The sequence below is a fragment of the Pseudanabaena sp. PCC 6802 genome (genome assembly GCF_000332175.1).
Taxonomy (GTDB): Bacteria; Cyanobacteriota; Cyanobacteriia; order Pseudanabaenales; family Pseudanabaenaceae; genus PCC-6802.
Genome location: NZ_KB235910.1, coordinates 489,177 through 503,915 on the forward strand (window position 1 = coordinate 489,177; position 14,739 = coordinate 503,915).

A 14,739-nucleotide genomic window follows, 5' to 3' on the forward strand; every position below is an offset into this window, starting at 1 on the left:
CTATTAATCTTTGACACTCTCAGGTCTGAAGACGCTGAGATTCTTGGTTCACTGACTCGCCGTTAGACAGCAGGTTTTCACCAACTGCCCAAGAGGGCAAATCTCCCCAAGCGTAAGTTCCCGTATGCCCTACGGTACTGAGACCTAATCTCAAAATATTGATAGCTGCGTTGACATCTCTGTCTTCTGTGTACCCACAATGTGGGCAAACATGAGTTCTCGTAGACAGAGATTTTTTCACCTTCTTACCACATGAAGCACAATTTTGACTTGTATTTTGGGGAGGAACAGCAACTGTTACCTTCTCATATTTATGTCCAAAATATTCTAACCACGCTCGAAAAGTTGACCAACCAGCATCGCTGATAGATTTAGCCAGATGTCGATTGCGTACCAGCCCTTTAACATTTAAATCTTCATAAGCTACCAAGTCGTTAGATTGGATCACGGAGTATGCTATTCTCTTGCAATACTCTTTTCGCTGCCTACTTACTTTTAAATGCTTGCGAGCATATCTATTTCTGGCTTTGTGGTAGTTGATTGATTGTCTCTGCTTAGCTTTCTTTTTAGCTGTACTGAACTTCTTGGATTTTTTACGATTAGCACGATTAAGCTGTTTTTCAGACTGGCGGTAAAACTGAGGAGACTGCTCGACATTACCTTTGTCATCGGCAATGAAATATTTCAATCCCAAGTCAATACCAACTACTTGATTAGTAGGTTGTGTTTCAACCCTGACATTAACAGCAATCGCAAATTGAGCATAATACCCATCTGCTCGACGTACTAGCCGAACACGCTTAATCTGTTCAATGTTGTAATAGTTCAAGTCATAGGTTCCTTTTAATTTCAGAGTCCCTATTCCTTTTTTGTCTGAAAAAGTTATGGCTTTACGAGTTAGAGAAAGCTGCCATCCTGATGTTTTGTATTCCACAGAACGACAGTTTTTCTTAAACTTAGGAAAACCTTTTTTACCTTTAACTTTCTTCTTGCAGCGATCGTAAAATCTTGCTATTGCACTCCAAGCACGTTCAGCAGCAGATTGTCTAGCCATTGAGTTGAGTTCGTCAGCAAAAGGAAACAAGTCAGCTAATACAGCGCAATATTTATTGAGGTCATATCTACTAATTCCTCTGTTATCCATCCAATAGCGCAAAGCTTTATTTTGAATGAATTGACTAGTGCGAATGGCATCGTCTATTGCACGATACTGCTTATCTTTTCCTTTAACTTTAAACTCGTAAACTATCATCGGCTCGACCTAACCAACTGCACTTTTATCTTCACACATTTTACATAAAAGTGTGTGAAGATATCAAAAAGATTAAAGCGACTAAAGTCGCTCGAGTCGCTTATATCTCAGGTCTAAAGACTCTGAGTTTTATGCATACCGAGAGGTCTTATAATCTGGAGCTAAACCCAAATTATAGGGTTTAGTGTTAAAAACATAAGCATGCCCCTGTATCGAATACCTCGGCCATACCTACTAATGACAAATCAGTTAATCAAGACATCTAATTTTCCCCAACCTAACGATCGAGAAGGTGAGGCGAATGCTAGTCTGCAATTAGAGCACCACTCCGCGCAGATTGCTGATTACGTAGAAAGAGCCTGCGATCGCTTACGGGTGATGGGGTTGACGAAGCCACTTAAGTTGAGCGATGTTTATGTTCCCCTGCATGTAATTAGGAATGATAGTAATTTTAGGTATGCCACAACCGAGATCTCGGCAAATGATGACCTTCGCGCTAAACTTGCTGATGCAAATGAAAAGTCTGTACCAGCATTAGCAGTTTTAGAGAAACTTTCCAGAGTAATTATTCTGGGAAACATGGGCAGCGGTAAAACCACCCTACTCAAGCAACTGGCATTGCAGTGCACAGTCGGTAAGTTTCAGTCCCATCGCATTCCGATATCGATCTCGCTGCACGAATTTAGTGCCGTGATGTCGCAGGTTAGCTTGCTCGATTATATTGCGTCTCAAGCACTGCAATCCGGTACGATCGAGTCGTCTATGGTGATGCGACTGCTGGTACAAGGCAAACTATTGTTGTCGATCGACGAACTAGATGAATTAACGCCAAGCGATGCCAATCTAGCCATGCGACAAATTCGCAACCTGGCCGACTACTTTCCAGGTAATTACTGGGCGATCGCCTGCAGGCCAACGGTTTCCACTCAGATCTTAGAGCAATTTACTGAAGTAGAATTAGCAGGCTTCAATCGCCAGCAGATCGAAACATTTGTCCATAAATGGTTACCCCAACTGAGTAGTTCTACACCTATTAAATCAAAGGTTTTGCTCGCGCAATTGTTCGGTAATCCGTCGATCGGTGAAATTGCCACTAATCCTTTACTCTTAACCTTATTATGTAAGAAGTTTGCGGTATCTTCTTATCTATCTTTCGGCCACGCGATTCAAGATGCAATCGACTTGTGGCTCTATGAATGGGATTGTTGCAATTACAAATTCTACAGCGATCGCTCTCAGGAACCTACCAAGCGCGACTTAAAAAGACAGAAAGATATACTTAGTTGGATCGCATTGTCTAGCTTTAACCACGGTACTTCTCTATTCGATCTGCCGCGCATCGAACAATACGTCGCCCAATACACCAAAAATTTCCCAGGTCAATCCACTTGGGATGATATTCCCAGCACTTCAATGGTGGAAAGGACAAAAGGCATTTATAGTTTTGCCTATGTCTCATTTCAGGAATATCTGGTAGCCTACCATCTCATCCACAGCCCTAACCCCTCAGCGATTAAATATTTAGTGGAGAGAATTACAGACAAGCGCTGGCATAACGTCATTATCATGGCAGTTAGTATCCTTCCGAATGCCAACGATGTGGTTAGGCAAATGAAGCAAAGGATAGATAAATCGATTGGCCACGAGCGACTCCAGCAATTCCTAGAGTGGGTCAACCAACAGGTATCGCAATTGCAATCTCCCTACAGCCCTGAAACTCTACGTGCTTTTTATCTTGATATCGATCTAGAGAGGACTCGCGCCCTCGATCGCGCCCGTGCTTTGGAAATTGCTCACATGCGCTCTCTCGAACGCGCTCGCGTCAGAGCTGAAGGTAAAGCCAACGACATGGATACCGAAATTGATATCGACTATGCTCTTACCAACGCCATCAATCTCGATCTGACTCTTTATTGCGCCCAATTCCCAATTCTAGAGTTAGCCTGTGCCTTAGAACCAATCTTAAGCGAGCAATTAGAGAATTTGAAGCGCAGCCTACCCAGTCCTACCAAAGAAGCAGCTAAGTTCAAGAAGTGGTGGGCAGTTCAAGGTCTGGAATGGGCGCAAAAACTACGCAAGATTATTATTCAACATCGTCGAGGCATTCAAGATTGGGAACTAAGCGAGGCACAAATACAAGCGCTAAAGCGCTACTATGATGCCAACAAAACCCTGGTTGAGTGTCTCCATAGTTCTACAGTTAGCGAAGCAGTTCGACAAGAAATCAAGTCTACTTTACTATTGTCGATCGCCAGAATTGAGCAATCCAAACCCAGCGAACCAGCTACAAAACATCAGCAAAAACAACCCAAGAAATAGCAATAGGATTACACAACGATGGTTTTATCCTCAAAGCGCGACAATTCTGGATTCGTGGTGGCTGGCATCCACCCGCAGACGATCTACTAGAAAGTTGATTTTCTCGTTTCCAAATTGAGATCGCTTTATATCTCAAAATCTCTTAAGGTTGGCGATCTATCCAGATGATTGTTTCAGTTTTTACGCCTTCTTTCCAGAGAATCTCGCTGGCAAGGCCATCGCCGATGCGCCAGCTCCATTTATTCATAAAGTCGTCATAGGATAATTGGTAAGTTGTACTGTTGGTATCTGAATAGTAAATTAGCTGCTCAGGCTCGTTAACTCCGACGGCAACTACCCAATGGAGTTCTGGGAATGTGCCGAGAATGGAAGCATCTATGCTCCCCGTGCGAAGGAGAACGACGACTGGCTTGCCATCTTTTAGGAGATCGACAAGTAGTGGGAAACCTGCTTTTCGCTCTAGCTTGACGTTGTCACCTTCCCATCGTTTCATGATGTCTCGCAATAGGTGAGGAGGTGTACCTGCACGGATGTCTACTCGTCTGGTTCTGAATGGATCTGACCAGGTTGGATTGGGAATCTTGACGGATGAGGGTAACAGGAATTGTCGGTCTGTGGTTGCTCTAACGGTGGCATAATCGACGTTGTGACCATAGTGTTTCAACACTCGCGCTGTTGAATTGGGGCCGCAGCTCCAGGTATCGTCTTGAGAGCCTGTATCAGGCAAATGGATGAACATATAATAGAATTAGTGATCGTTTGTCAAAATTGCTAGTAGACTTCAGGCCAGTAACTGTACGATTGCAAAAATCAGGCTTATGCTTAAGCGTTTTGCTACTGCTTCCTAAGATCTCAAATAAGCTCTATAGGAAGCTAGGTCTAGTTCTATTAAGTTTCATTTATGTAAGAGCTTCCATTAAGATTCTTAACAGACCTACAACCAATTTTGTGGCTGAGCTAGCAGAGAGGCTCGCCCTGAAGTGGTAGCAAAGGATAAACCCAACACCTACTATCAATCCACTCACAAGTAGTTTTCTTAGGATTTTCAAGCCTTCTTCCATAGTGTTTTAAAGATATTGCAAATTAGCTCAAATAATTTAACAGCTTGGTTCTTAGTCATTAAATTGAGAGCTGCCTGAAGACAGGAAGCTATCGGGACTTAGACATTTTTGGGTAAGAAAAAAGTCTCAAACCTAGATACTTTAAGCACTTAACTTCGATCTGGATGTTTTCTTGATATATCTGGGTTTCAGCCATTTTTTGTCTAAAAGAAATAGGCGGGAATGGGCAATTTGGGCTCATTCCCATTTCAACAGCGTTAGGTGAGGAATTCCTCCGCTTTTCTAATATGATTTTCGTTGATGCTTGAGTAAATTGCCAACAGAATAGTGCTTACCACCATCGCATCGTCGGTATATCCAATGGCGATAAGGAAATCCGGGAAAGTATCGTAGGGTGAAATGAAATAGGCAATAGCTCCAACGATAGCCACTTTAACCACGAGTGGAACTGCTGGATCTTGCATTGCGTAGTACATAGTTAAAATGTTCTTGCCAAGCGGGGTCTTGGCTCCAATTCGCTTACATTTCTCGAGAATATTCATTAGCCTCTCCTCTTCTTGAGTTTTCTAAATGCAAATACAGACTGTAATAACAGTCTCACACTGCTACAGGAATGTCGATATGATATTTATCCTTAAAAAATAGTCTATTCTATGCAGATTCGACCAATTGGTTATGGTGGGATGCTCGTTATGACAAGAAACGCTTTGGCGATCGCGATACGATGAGTGAAGTACTTGGGAAATCGACTACTTACGCCACTGATTGAGCCAATTTACTTGACCAAGCCAATCTGCTGCTTCTGCCTCAGATAATAGGCGATCTAATGCCGCAATCAACTCTGAAAGCGACCAACTATTCTGAGCAGCAAGGATAATCCCGCCATGTTGAGGATATAGTTGTGCTAGAACCAGAAAGTCTTTCACATTGAATGTAAAGATGCTTCTGCCCTGAGCAGTTGTGCGTAATAATTGCGTTTCATCGCTGGCATCAAAGGGCATCCAGTCATTTGGAGTACGTGTTACATCATGTCCTTTCGATACCAATGCTGAATGCAGGGCTTTACTTGAGGTATCAGCATCCAGATGGAGTTTGAGCCTAGCCATTAGCAACCTCTAAAGATTGCTCCGCCGCGATCGCCAGATCAATCTGCCCCTTATTTGCTGCATAGAAAGTCAAGGCTTCGTTTATTTGGGCTTCAGTCAGGTCATATTCATTGGCGATTTGGCTTGGACTCATACCCCATTTTTGGGCAGCGATCGCGATCGTTTGTACGCGAATCCCCGTTCCTTTGACGATTGGTATGAGTTGACCGCTTACCCCCTGCCGATATGCAATTTGCGGAAAAGATGCTTTGAGGGTGCTGACTTTTTCTGTTACAGCCCATAAAATAAATTGGTCAAGGGAAATGCCTTGACTCTGTGCTAGTTGCTCTATTTCATGCTGCAACTGGTCAGGCAGATTTAGCGCATGTGCTGTCATAGATTTAATCGTCAAACAATTAAAATCATATCTTAGCAAATGATTGAGCAGCATAAAAAATCACACCCAAGTGGGTGTGATTCATAAGAAGTTTAGCTAGACTAAAGTCTCGATTAAGAATCGTTGGAACACTACCCTGCTATTTAATAGACCTCTTGCAAATTAGCCAACTGAGGAGCCTTGAGAGCGTTCAAAATTGTAGAGACCAGCAATTAGATTGCAACGCAAACCAAAGCGGTGACGACGATTGCGATAGCGTCCAGATAAGATGCGGAAGATCTTCAAGCGGCGATTAACATGCTCAATGCCAACCCGTTGGCGCGCAAGTTGGCGGTTGAACGCTTTCTGCTCGGGCGTAAGCTGACCACCTTTCGGTTTCTTGTGGGGTAAGCGGCAGTAGAGATGCAGTTTCTGGATGCCTTGATAACCCTTGTCCTGCAAACTCTCGGTTTGAGGATGGAAATGGATGCCAGAAGCTTTGAACAGCTTGAAATCATGCCGTCGCCCCTTGCCGAAAAACGTACAGATAATCTGCCCAGTAAGAGCGTCAATTATGAGTTGACATTTGAGCGTGTGCCCTTTCTGTTTGCCGCTATAAAAGGCACGTTGGTGCCGCTTAGGACGCTCAATGCGAGTTTCAGTCACATCAACGATCGCGACTGTAGGTATCCCAAAGCCCCGCACCAACTGGCGCTTCCCAGGTAGTCGAAAGCGACGTGAGCGGATTAAAGTCTCCTCTACCCAATGCACTATTCGACAAACTGTAGACTCGCTGATGCCCCAACTAGTGGCGATGTGAAAGTAGGTGCGATATTCCCGCCAATACTCGAAGGCAACCAATATGCGGTCTTCTAGTCCGAGTTTAGGCTTGGCTCCAGGTGTTGGCGTTGCTCGCCACTCTGGTTTAAGCACTTTCACAATTGCTTTGAACGTATTAGTCTCGATACCAAATCGACGCTTAAAGTGTGCAGCAGGTAGGGTTTGCGCTATTATATAGTTCATCATCAGGACGCTTTTTCGTTATTGCTATGTCCTGATATTTTCCTATCTTGGGGTTCTTTGGCAACTCAACCTCAACCTAATCTGCAAGAGGTCTAATCTTTAGCCGATTCTTTTGTGTTGCCCTCCAAACTCCGGAAATACTCCTTGCCGCCTACGGCTCCAATGGCTAAGGCAATTAAGCCACCGATCGCATATTTCCAGAGGCTGCTAGCATCTCGAACTAAGCCTCTGGTGGTGGCAAAGTACTCCTTCAACAACTCAGTCATCTATTTTTTGGTTTCGCAAGTTGCCAAGCGTACCCAATGCCAACAAGAACAGCACCTACTCCCAGAAAAGGAAGAGCCGCTGGCGAAACTGCCGTTAAAGCAATACCCAGAACTGAGCCTGCCGCATTAGAACCCATGCCAGCAGCGAAAGCTACAGATCCCACAGCAGAAGACCCAGGACCTACTGCTATGGCAAGGACAGTTGAGCTAGTTCCTACAGTAATGCCCGTTCCAGTACCAACTGCAACTGTTCCAGTCACTACACCGCCTGCGGCTGTTGCACATGCTAAACATGCAGCACTCGCTGTCTTATCCAAATTAGACATGATTCTTTCTTCAAAACTGAACTCTAGTAACAATGTCCCACACTCCCTCAAGGCTGTCGCTCTGCTATTTAACTTTTAAAAATAACCGATCATTTAGTATTAGTATTGGCGATGGGGAGTACTTTAGAAATAATCCTTAGCATCTTGGGCAAGGCTTCAGATATTCGAATCAGGAGTGGATTGGGAAGTTTAGCTGAATTGAATCGGGAAAAGTCGCAATTTGTTTTAGTGTGATGCTTGGCTTCCCATCTCGGGATTGAGCTTGAATTCGGCATGATACCCTTTCCTTATCAATCTTTACTTTCCTGGGGAGGGATGGCGCAGCCCAAATATTGCGCCCCATTAGACTAGATAAGCGCATTATCTCAGCGCACCATTTGCTAGTGTTGTGGTGGGAGCATCTCAGTTTTGCAAGGCAAGGTTAAGAGAGCCATTAAGGTAAGCAGAACGGTGTTTGAGGACTTGTGGCACATTATCACGGTTCCATTGAGCGCCAGAGATTTTGATGCGTCTAGCGATTTGCTTAACAGCAGATTCCACTGCGCCAGAACCAATAGAGCAAATCTGCTCGGTTTGGAAATACCAATAATCAGGAATACGATGGCGATGCTTGTGCAGATAAGCAATAAAATTGATGCTCTGAGGACTAGCTAAGTGATTGAGCTCAGCAATAGCTGCAGTCACATTACCCCGCCACAAAAAAGCTTCGACCCCAGTCAAAAGTTGAGCTGTAGCCTCAATTTTATGCAGGTTTTCCACCAAATGGAACCAGTCCAAGATTTCATAGCGACTATCAGGTATAGAGATCTGGGCAATAATATTCCAAATCCCATCATGTCCATCCCCAATACAGGTAACCATATCTGCTAAAGGCTGTCGATTTACCCAGTCTGTTAAGGCAATGTTATCTTGAAATGTGGCAAATATGGCTTGTCCATGCAAGTTCACAGCTTTATAGTCCTTCCACTCACTTGGCTGTCCAAGTGGCGTGCGCAGTCTGATTCTGCCTCCATCGACACTTAATTCCTCGACCGACTCTTCTACCTCTAGGGGGCTAAATTCATGGCGATGCACCAGGCGCTGTTGTGTACTGCGCGATATTTGCACTCCCATCAACATGGCTAAGTCTTTGGCGGCTTGTTCGTAGGATACATTCGCACTCAAGATCAGGCTACATCTTTCCACATACGGGCTCACCTGGCTATAGGGGGCTACTTTGAGCTTCTGCGCTTGCTTTTGCGTGAGGTGGAGCTGTCCGATGCTGCTTTGCACTCGCCTGCGGCGTCCTGCTTCTGTGCCCGTAACTGTGCGGATAAAAAACTCCCTATTTCTGGGCTGACATGTTCGAGGATTTGCTGCCGCACAGCGATTTCGATCCCTTCCAAGCTGGTTAGTTGTTCCGATGGTGTATTCTGATAAAGGATGGCGGCAATAGCTTGAACGTGCGCTTGCATTTCTTTTTCCTGCTCTGGAGTCATGGTTGCTCTCCTTGGGGTTGGTTTCTCGTATTCCTATCTTCTGATTTCTTCCCCCTTTTGGCTACCCATCTATATTAAGCATTATTACTCAGTGCAAAGTTGAGATGCTCCCGATTAAGTAGTGCTGATATACTTACACAAGTGCTGCATCAAAACCGAGTTGTTAATTCCCCAAACTTTTATGCCCAAAGCTAGTTCAGATATTCGTGGGTATTCTGAAGCATCCTCTCAGTGGGAAATAGATAGACTATTTCGCGATCTTGGCAGCATTAAAAAGCAGTACTTTGCTCCCAATAGTGATGGCTTATCCTTGACTGAGAAAGAGTATTTATGCTTGTTCCTGAATGGCAAGAGCCTTGAAGAGATAGCAGATCTAAAGGCGATGAGCGTGAAAACTCTTAGTTCTGTTCTTTCTCCAAAACTTTATCGATACCTTAAGACTTTATTAGAAAATACCCCAAGTAAAAGTATAGAATTTGGTGACTGGAGAGATATATACAGATTCTGCCAGGATGCTGGATATAAAGTTGCCCCATCTGCTGTTGAAGAGCCGCCGCAAAGCTCCAATTTGTCTCCTCCCCCACTGGGTTGGATCTGGCTTGGTTTCGCCCAAGCTACTTCTCATGAGTTGCCACCAACCGGGACGAAACTGATTGCAGCGGGGCAATTTGTCACTATTTCACCAGCAGAAGTTCCCCATCCCAAAGCAAAGGTAACAACCGTTGTACCTGTGAACATCAGATTACAGAGGCTTCAGGAAGCAGATAACTACACGGTTATGCCTAAAAAAGTGGGGGTAATCCAGCCAGATACCGAGCTAATAGTTCTCGATTTACATGCTTTTTTGCCTACCCCAGCCCCTGAATCAGCCCCCAGTTCAGTTATCCCATACACAAGAATTTGGGCGCAAGTTGGGTTGCATTTTGATGTTTGATTTGGTGAGTATTTATACTTTATAGCGGTTTTCACTTGAGAACGGGTTTTATTGACGGGGTGAAGGGGTTCCACCCCTTCTTGGGGGCAACGCCCCCAAACCCCTTGCTCTTTCCGATCTGAAAACCGCTATATCAAACAGCCTCTTACAGCTTCATATCAAATTGATTCTTAATATTAATTCAAAGGGCTAATGGTGTAGAGACATGGATAGATCGCAAACCTACGAAGGTGGTTGTCACTGCGGCGCAATTCGCTTTCGCGTCCGCGTCAAGAAATACGAGGCCGTTGAATGCAACTGCTCGATGTGTCAAAAGAAAGGTATTCTCCACCTCATCGTGCCACCCGAAGACTTTCAACTACTGCAAGGCAGTGAATCCCTCACCACTTACACTTTCAACACAGGCACTGCCAAGCATACTTTTTGTCGCGTTTGCGGTATTCATCCATTTTATCGACCGCGATCGCACCCCGATAGCTTTGATGTAAATGTACGTTGTTTAGATGGCGATGCTATTTCTCTGTTTCGGATCGTGCCATTTGATGGCAAAAACTGGGAACAGAACATCCACCAGTTAACCCAATCTCAAAATTCCAATTCTTGAAACAGTTGGCTTAAAGGCAAAGTAAACCCCGGTACAATTTCTTCCCCATCCAGATTATCTTCCAGCTTTAAAAGCCTTGTCGGTTTGGGACTGCGATACACCAGAGCTGATTCCTCATCAGGATTAATTACCCATGCCAAGCGCGTGCCATTCTCAAAGTATTCCACTAATTTACTATGAATTTCTTCAAAGGTATTACTCGGCGAGATAATCTCGATCGCCAGATCGGGAGAACCTTCAAAAAAGCCTTTTGGTAATCGTTTCAACCCCTGCAAGCGTTCTTTCGAGATAAAAGAAAGATCGGGAGATCTTTTATTGCCTGCTTTCATTTTAAAGGCGGTACTGGAATCACAAGTAACACCAAGTTTGTGACTCAGAACAAAGCCTGTAAGAAAGTAGCCAAGCAATTGAGCAAGATGTCCGTGCTCCATTCCAGAGTTTGCCATTACGATTAATTCTCCATCCACAATTTCATAGCGGTTTCCGTCATCCGGCAGCGCCATAAATTCCTCATCCGTCCAGACCTTCTTTTCTACTTTTTCTTCTGTCTTATCTACTGCAACTGTCATAGTTTTGCTCCATAGGTTGCTTTATTGACTTTAATCTACTTAGTGACTTGCGCGAAAATAGGATGCCCGCGATGCGTTACGGCTATTGCCTAACACATCCTACGGTGGTGACATTACTTAACCACGTCTCCCTTACTACCTGATATTAAATGGAACGCTAATCTCTCCTGACCTGTATGTAACTCTATACTAAAGGGTTGCAGGGGCGCAGCCCCCACTCTGGTTTTCCTTCTCCCTCAGGGAGAGAAGTTAGGGGTGAGGATTCTAGGAATTTCTACGTAAGATCGGTTTCAACTATAAAAATTTAAATTTGGTATAACTTGGCATTTTGGCGCTATATTGTGGCGATCGCTCGGCAACTTAATTTTTGGCAAACTGTCCTTCAACTGGGGTTGCAGCCAACTTAACGCACCCAATTAGCTGACGCAGACTAGCAAAGTTTGTCGCGATAGTTGCTAGGCTTAGAAAGAGATCTTAACTTTACTTTTGTACCCAAAGGAACATGAGGAATGACATCCTTCCCTGCAAATAAAGCTTGGCATACACTGAAACCACGGGAAGCTGTAGACAGCTTAGACACTGACCAGTCTACGGGTCTGAGTACCCAGCAGGTAGAAGAACGACAGGCTAGTTACGGTCGTAATGAGCTAGAGACCAAGTCTGGGCGTAGCAAGCTCAGTATCTTTATCGACCAGTTCACTAACATCATGCTGTTGATGTTAATTGGCGTAGCGCTCGTTTCAGCCAGTATAGCCATCTCTAAACAGTCATTTCCTAAAGATGCGATCGCGATCGCGGCGATCGTTTTGCTCAATGGCATCCTGGGGTACGTGCAGGAAAGCCGGGCAGAAGAAGCCCTCGCCGCCCTCAAAAAGTTGTCGTCGCCAAATGTGCGCGTGATCCGTGATGGCACAATTGACGAGATACCCTCCGTGGAGCTAGTGCCGGGGGATATTGCTTTTATAGAAGCAGGCGTACAGATCTCAGCGGACGGACGCTTGCTAGAGGCGGTCAACCTCAAAATTCGGGAGGCGGCGCTCACGGGGGAAGCCCATGTCGTCAATAAGATTGCTGATGTTGTGGTGGCAGAGGATGAGGCGATCGGCGATCGCAACAATATGGTATTTCAGGGAACGGAGGTCATTCAGGGACGCGGGACGGTATTAATTACTGCGATCGGCATGTCTACGGAACTGGGGCGGGTGGCATCTATGTTGCAGGGCGTAGAAAACGAACCCACACCCCTACAGCAACGCATGACCCAGCTTGGTAACGCACTGGTAACTGGCGCGTTGATCCTGGTGGGTGTCGTGGTAGTAATCGGACTCTTCCGTGGCGGGAAGTTTTTAGATTTACTTGAAACTTCTCTGAGCATGGCAGTGGCAGTAGTGCCAGAGGGGTTACCTGCCGTAATTACAGTCACGCTCGCCCTGGGGACGCAGCGCATGGTCAGGCGACACGCACTGATTCGTAAATTACCCGCTGTAGAAACGCTTGGTTCCGTAACCACAATTTGTTCCGATAAAACTGGGACGCTGACCCAAAACAAAATGGTGGTAGAGGCACTATATACTGCCGAATTAGTTGCTAGCGTTAGCGGTGTCGGTTACGAACCAGTTGGGGAATTCACGATCGTGCGCAACACCGACGATAGCTCTCACATTTCGGACATAGACCTGACTCGCGCTCCAGAAATAATTACTCTACTCAATGCCTGTGTGGTTTGCAACGACGCACATCTACAACAGGACGACGGCGAATGGGTAGTCATTGGCGATCCGACCGAAGGTGCCTTGCTTACACTGGCAGGCAAGGCTGGTATCGAGCAGCATGAACTGAATGCAACGATGCCAAGAATGGCAGAAGTACCATTTTCTTCCGAACGCAAGCGCATGAGCGTAATCTGTGCCACAGCCGATCGCCCAGAACCCTACACCTTATTTACCAAGGGTTCGCCGGAATTAGTCCTGGCCTGCTGCGATCGCATCCACATTGATGGTAGCTCTCTGCCTCTCACAGATGCATTTCACGCTGCCATCCTGGAGCAGAACGATCGCATGGCAAGACACGGCATTCGCGTCCTGGGATTTGCCCATAGATCGGTACGTGAGTTGCCAAAATCCGAGGCAGAGGCAGAGGCGCTAGAACAGAACCTGATCTGGCTGGGATTGGTGGGCATGCGCGATGCCCCCCGTGGCGAAGTCTCGGATGCAGTGGCAATTTGCCGCCAAGCTGGCATTCGACCTGTCATGATTACAGGCGATCATCAACTCACAGCAAAAGCGATCGCTGCCGATCTAGGCATTACCGACGACAACGCAAGGGTTGTTACGGGGCAAGAACTAGAGAAAATGTCCGATCTCGACCTGGATGGCATTGTATCTCACACCAGCGTTTATGCCAGAGTAGCGCCAGAACACAAATTGCGCATCGTGCAAGCATTACAGCGCCAGGGTGAATTTGTGGCGATGACTGGTGACGGGGTTAACGATGCTCCGGCGTTGAAACAATCCGATATCGGCATTGCCATGGGCATCACTGGCACGGATGTATCTAAGGAAGCCAGCGATATGGTGTTGCTAGATGACAACTTTGCCACGATCGTGGCAGCTACAGAAGAAGGACGAGTAGTTTATACCAATATCAGGCGCTTTATTAAGTACATCTTGGGTAGCAATATCGGCGAAGTCCTCACAATTGCGGCAGCTCCAATTATGGGGTTACCCGATGTGCCAATGACACCGCTACAAATTCTGTGGATGAACCTGGTCACTGACGGCTTGCCTGCCCTCGCCCTTGCCGTAGAACCAGCCGAACCGGGCATTATGCAGCAGCCACCTTTTAGCCCTAAAGATAGTATCTTTGCGCGCGGATTAGGGTCTTACATGATCCGCATCGGTGTGATATTCGCATTCTTAACGATCGTATTAATGGAGATTGCTTTTAATACACCTGAAAGTGCTGGTACCTGGAACGCCCACTGGAAATCAATCGTGTTTACCACGCTTTGTTTAGCTCAAATGGGGCATGCCTTAGCCGTACGCTCGGACTACAAACTTTTGGCTCAGCTCAATCCGTTCTCCAATCCATTTTTGTTAGGAGCTGTGGTTGTCACGACACTTCTGCAACTAGCGTTACTATACGTGCCTGTTTTGAGTAATTTCTTTGGTACCGAAGCACTATCTCTACCCGAGCTAGGCGTTTGCTTTGGCTTTAGCGCCCTCATGCTAGTTTGGATCGAAGCCGAAAAGATCTTTATTCGGTGGTATGAGTCCCATAAGAATAATTCCTCAGCACTGCCAAAAACACGATAAGAAGGTAGCGGTCAGCGGTCAGCAGTCAGCAGTCAAAAGGTCGATGCCGCAACTATTTCAATGTATGTCATCAGTGCGCCCACTTGCTTCAGATTGCTTGCCAAAGGATAGACACACAGAGAGCCTACCTCA

14 protein-coding genes are annotated in these 14,739 nt (G+C 45.7%); 4 read left to right on the forward strand and 10 right to left on the reverse strand.

The genetic code is table 11. The annotated features are described in order from the left end of the window. Positions 1-19: 19 nt before the first annotated feature. Positions 20-1,252 (reverse strand): RNA-guided endonuclease InsQ/TnpB family protein, encoded by a 1,233-nt coding sequence (locus PSE6802_RS0102400; protein ID WP_019498478.1) that lies wholly within the window; start codon positions 1,250-1,252, stop codon positions 20-22. Between the two features lie 237 nt (positions 1,253-1,489). On the opposite strand from PSE6802_RS0102400, the gene PSE6802_RS0102405 reads away from it, so the two are divergent. Continuing rightward, a complete protein-coding gene (locus tag PSE6802_RS0102405; protein ID WP_019498479.1) occupies positions 1,490-3,571 on the forward strand; it encodes an NACHT domain-containing protein in 2,082 nt (693 codons plus the stop codon). A 142-nt stretch (positions 3,572-3,713) separates the two neighbouring features. On the opposite strand, the gene PSE6802_RS0102410 is transcribed toward PSE6802_RS0102405, so the two are convergent. The 8 genes from PSE6802_RS0102410 to PSE6802_RS0102445 form a co-directional block, all read right to left on the reverse strand. After that, complete coding sequence (locus PSE6802_RS0102410; RefSeq protein ID WP_019498480.1) at positions 3,714-4,310, reverse strand: C39 family peptidase; 597 nt, start codon at positions 4,308-4,310, stop codon at positions 3,714-3,716. A 579-nt stretch (positions 4,311-4,889) separates the two neighbouring features. Then, positions 4,890-5,174, reverse strand: coding sequence for a YkvA family protein (locus PSE6802_RS0102415; protein WP_019498481.1), 285 nt, complete (start codon positions 5,172-5,174; stop codon positions 4,890-4,892). A 207-nt stretch (positions 5,175-5,381) separates the two neighbouring features. Continuing rightward, positions 5,382-5,738, reverse strand: a complete 357-nt coding sequence (locus PSE6802_RS0102420) for a DUF5615 family PIN-like protein (RefSeq protein ID WP_019498482.1) — start codon at positions 5,736-5,738, stop codon at positions 5,382-5,384. Continuing rightward, positions 5,731-6,114: a DUF433 domain-containing protein gene (locus tag PSE6802_RS0102425; protein ID WP_019498483.1), complete on the reverse strand. Its 384-nt coding sequence runs from the start codon at positions 6,112-6,114 to the stop codon at positions 5,731-5,733. The genes PSE6802_RS0102420 and PSE6802_RS0102425 overlap by 8 nt, the downstream gene beginning before the upstream one ends. Positions 6,115-6,276: 162 nt before the next feature. Further along, on the reverse strand, positions 6,277-7,116 hold the full coding sequence (locus tag PSE6802_RS0102430; RefSeq protein WP_019498088.1) for an IS5 family transposase: 840 nt from the start codon (positions 7,114-7,116) through the stop codon (positions 6,277-6,279). Positions 7,117-7,208: 92 nt separating this feature from the next. After that, positions 7,209-7,382 carry a hypothetical protein gene (locus PSE6802_RS33045; RefSeq protein ID WP_019498484.1) on the reverse strand — a complete coding sequence of 58 codons (174 nt, stop codon included), beginning with the start codon at positions 7,380-7,382 and terminating at the stop codon, positions 7,209-7,211. Beyond that, positions 7,379-7,708, reverse strand: coding sequence for a hypothetical protein (locus PSE6802_RS0102440; RefSeq protein WP_156815380.1), 330 nt, complete (start codon positions 7,706-7,708; stop codon positions 7,379-7,381). Before PSE6802_RS0102440 ends, PSE6802_RS33045 begins: the two co-directional genes overlap by 4 nt. Before the next feature lie 402 nt (positions 7,709-8,110). Next, a protein-coding gene (locus PSE6802_RS0102445; RefSeq protein WP_156815358.1) for an ISKra4 family transposase occupies positions 8,111-9,186 on the reverse strand; the annotation gives its coding sequence in 2 pieces (ribosomal slippage) (positions 8,111-9,028 and positions 9,031-9,186; 1,074 coding nt in all). A gap of 181 nt (positions 9,187-9,367) precedes the next feature. Between PSE6802_RS0102445 and PSE6802_RS0102455 the strand changes: the two genes are divergently transcribed. Both PSE6802_RS0102455 and PSE6802_RS0102460 read left to right on the forward strand, forming a co-directional pair. Next, positions 9,368-10,120, forward strand: a complete 753-nt coding sequence (locus tag PSE6802_RS0102455; RefSeq protein ID WP_225902627.1) for a helix-turn-helix domain-containing protein — start codon at positions 9,368-9,370, stop codon at positions 10,118-10,120. 205 nt (positions 10,121-10,325) lie between these two features. Next, on the forward strand, positions 10,326-10,724 hold the full coding sequence (locus PSE6802_RS0102460; RefSeq protein WP_019498487.1) for a GFA family protein: 399 nt from the start codon (positions 10,326-10,328) through the stop codon (positions 10,722-10,724). On the opposite strand, the gene PSE6802_RS0102465 is transcribed toward PSE6802_RS0102460, so the two are convergent. Beyond that, positions 10,706-11,293, reverse strand: a complete 588-nt coding sequence (locus PSE6802_RS0102465; protein ID WP_019498488.1) for a Uma2 family endonuclease — start codon at positions 11,291-11,293, stop codon at positions 10,706-10,708. The two genes, PSE6802_RS0102460 and PSE6802_RS0102465, sit on opposite strands and share 19 nt — an antisense overlap. A 509-nt stretch (positions 11,294-11,802) precedes the next feature. Between PSE6802_RS0102465 and PSE6802_RS0102470 the strand changes: the two genes are divergently transcribed. Beyond that, entirely contained in the window at positions 11,803-14,607 is a 2,805-nt protein-coding gene (locus PSE6802_RS0102470) for a cation-translocating P-type ATPase (protein ID WP_019498489.1), read from the forward strand. The last annotated feature ends 132 nt before the right edge of the window (positions 14,608-14,739 follow it).

Bases quoted from the DNA above. Each gene is read 5' to 3' on its own strand.
- PSE6802_RS0102420 (WP_019498482.1), bottom strand. From the start codon at position 5,738: ATGGCTAGGCTCAAACTCCATCTGGATGCTGATACCTCAAGTAAAGCC.
- PSE6802_RS0102470 (WP_019498489.1), top strand. From the start codon at position 11,803: ATGACATCCTTCCCTGCAAATAAAGCTTGGCATACACTGAAACCACGG.
- PSE6802_RS0102425 (WP_019498483.1), bottom strand. From the start codon at position 6,114: ATGACAGCACATGCGCTAAATCTGCCTGACCAGTTGCAGCATGAAATA.
- PSE6802_RS0102460 (WP_019498487.1), top strand. From the start codon at position 10,326: ATGGATAGATCGCAAACCTACGAAGGTGGTTGTCACTGCGGCGCAATT.
- PSE6802_RS0102415 (WP_019498481.1), bottom strand. From the start codon at position 5,174: ATGAATATTCTCGAGAAATGTAAGCGAATTGGAGCCAAGACCCCGCTT.
- PSE6802_RS0102405 (WP_019498479.1), top strand. From the start codon at position 1,490: ATGACAAATCAGTTAATCAAGACATCTAATTTTCCCCAACCTAACGAT.
- PSE6802_RS0102430 (WP_019498088.1), bottom strand. From the start codon at position 7,116: ATGAACTATATAATAGCGCAAACCCTACCTGCTGCACACTTTAAGCGT.
- PSE6802_RS33045 (WP_019498484.1), bottom strand. From the start codon at position 7,382: ATGACTGAGTTGTTGAAGGAGTACTTTGCCACCACCAGAGGCTTAGTT.
- PSE6802_RS0102455 (WP_225902627.1), top strand. From the start codon at position 9,368: ATGCCCAAAGCTAGTTCAGATATTCGTGGGTATTCTGAAGCATCCTCT.
- PSE6802_RS0102465 (WP_019498488.1), bottom strand. From the start codon at position 11,293: ATGACAGTTGCAGTAGATAAGACAGAAGAAAAAGTAGAAAAGAAGGTC.
- PSE6802_RS0102400 (WP_019498478.1), bottom strand. From the start codon at position 1,252: ATGATAGTTTACGAGTTTAAAGTTAAAGGAAAAGATAAGCAGTATCGT.
- PSE6802_RS0102410 (WP_019498480.1), bottom strand. From the start codon at position 4,310: ATGTTCATCCATTTGCCTGATACAGGCTCTCAAGACGATACCTGGAGC.
- PSE6802_RS0102440 (WP_156815380.1), bottom strand. From the start codon at position 7,708: ATGTCTAATTTGGATAAGACAGCGAGTGCTGCATGTTTAGCATGTGCA.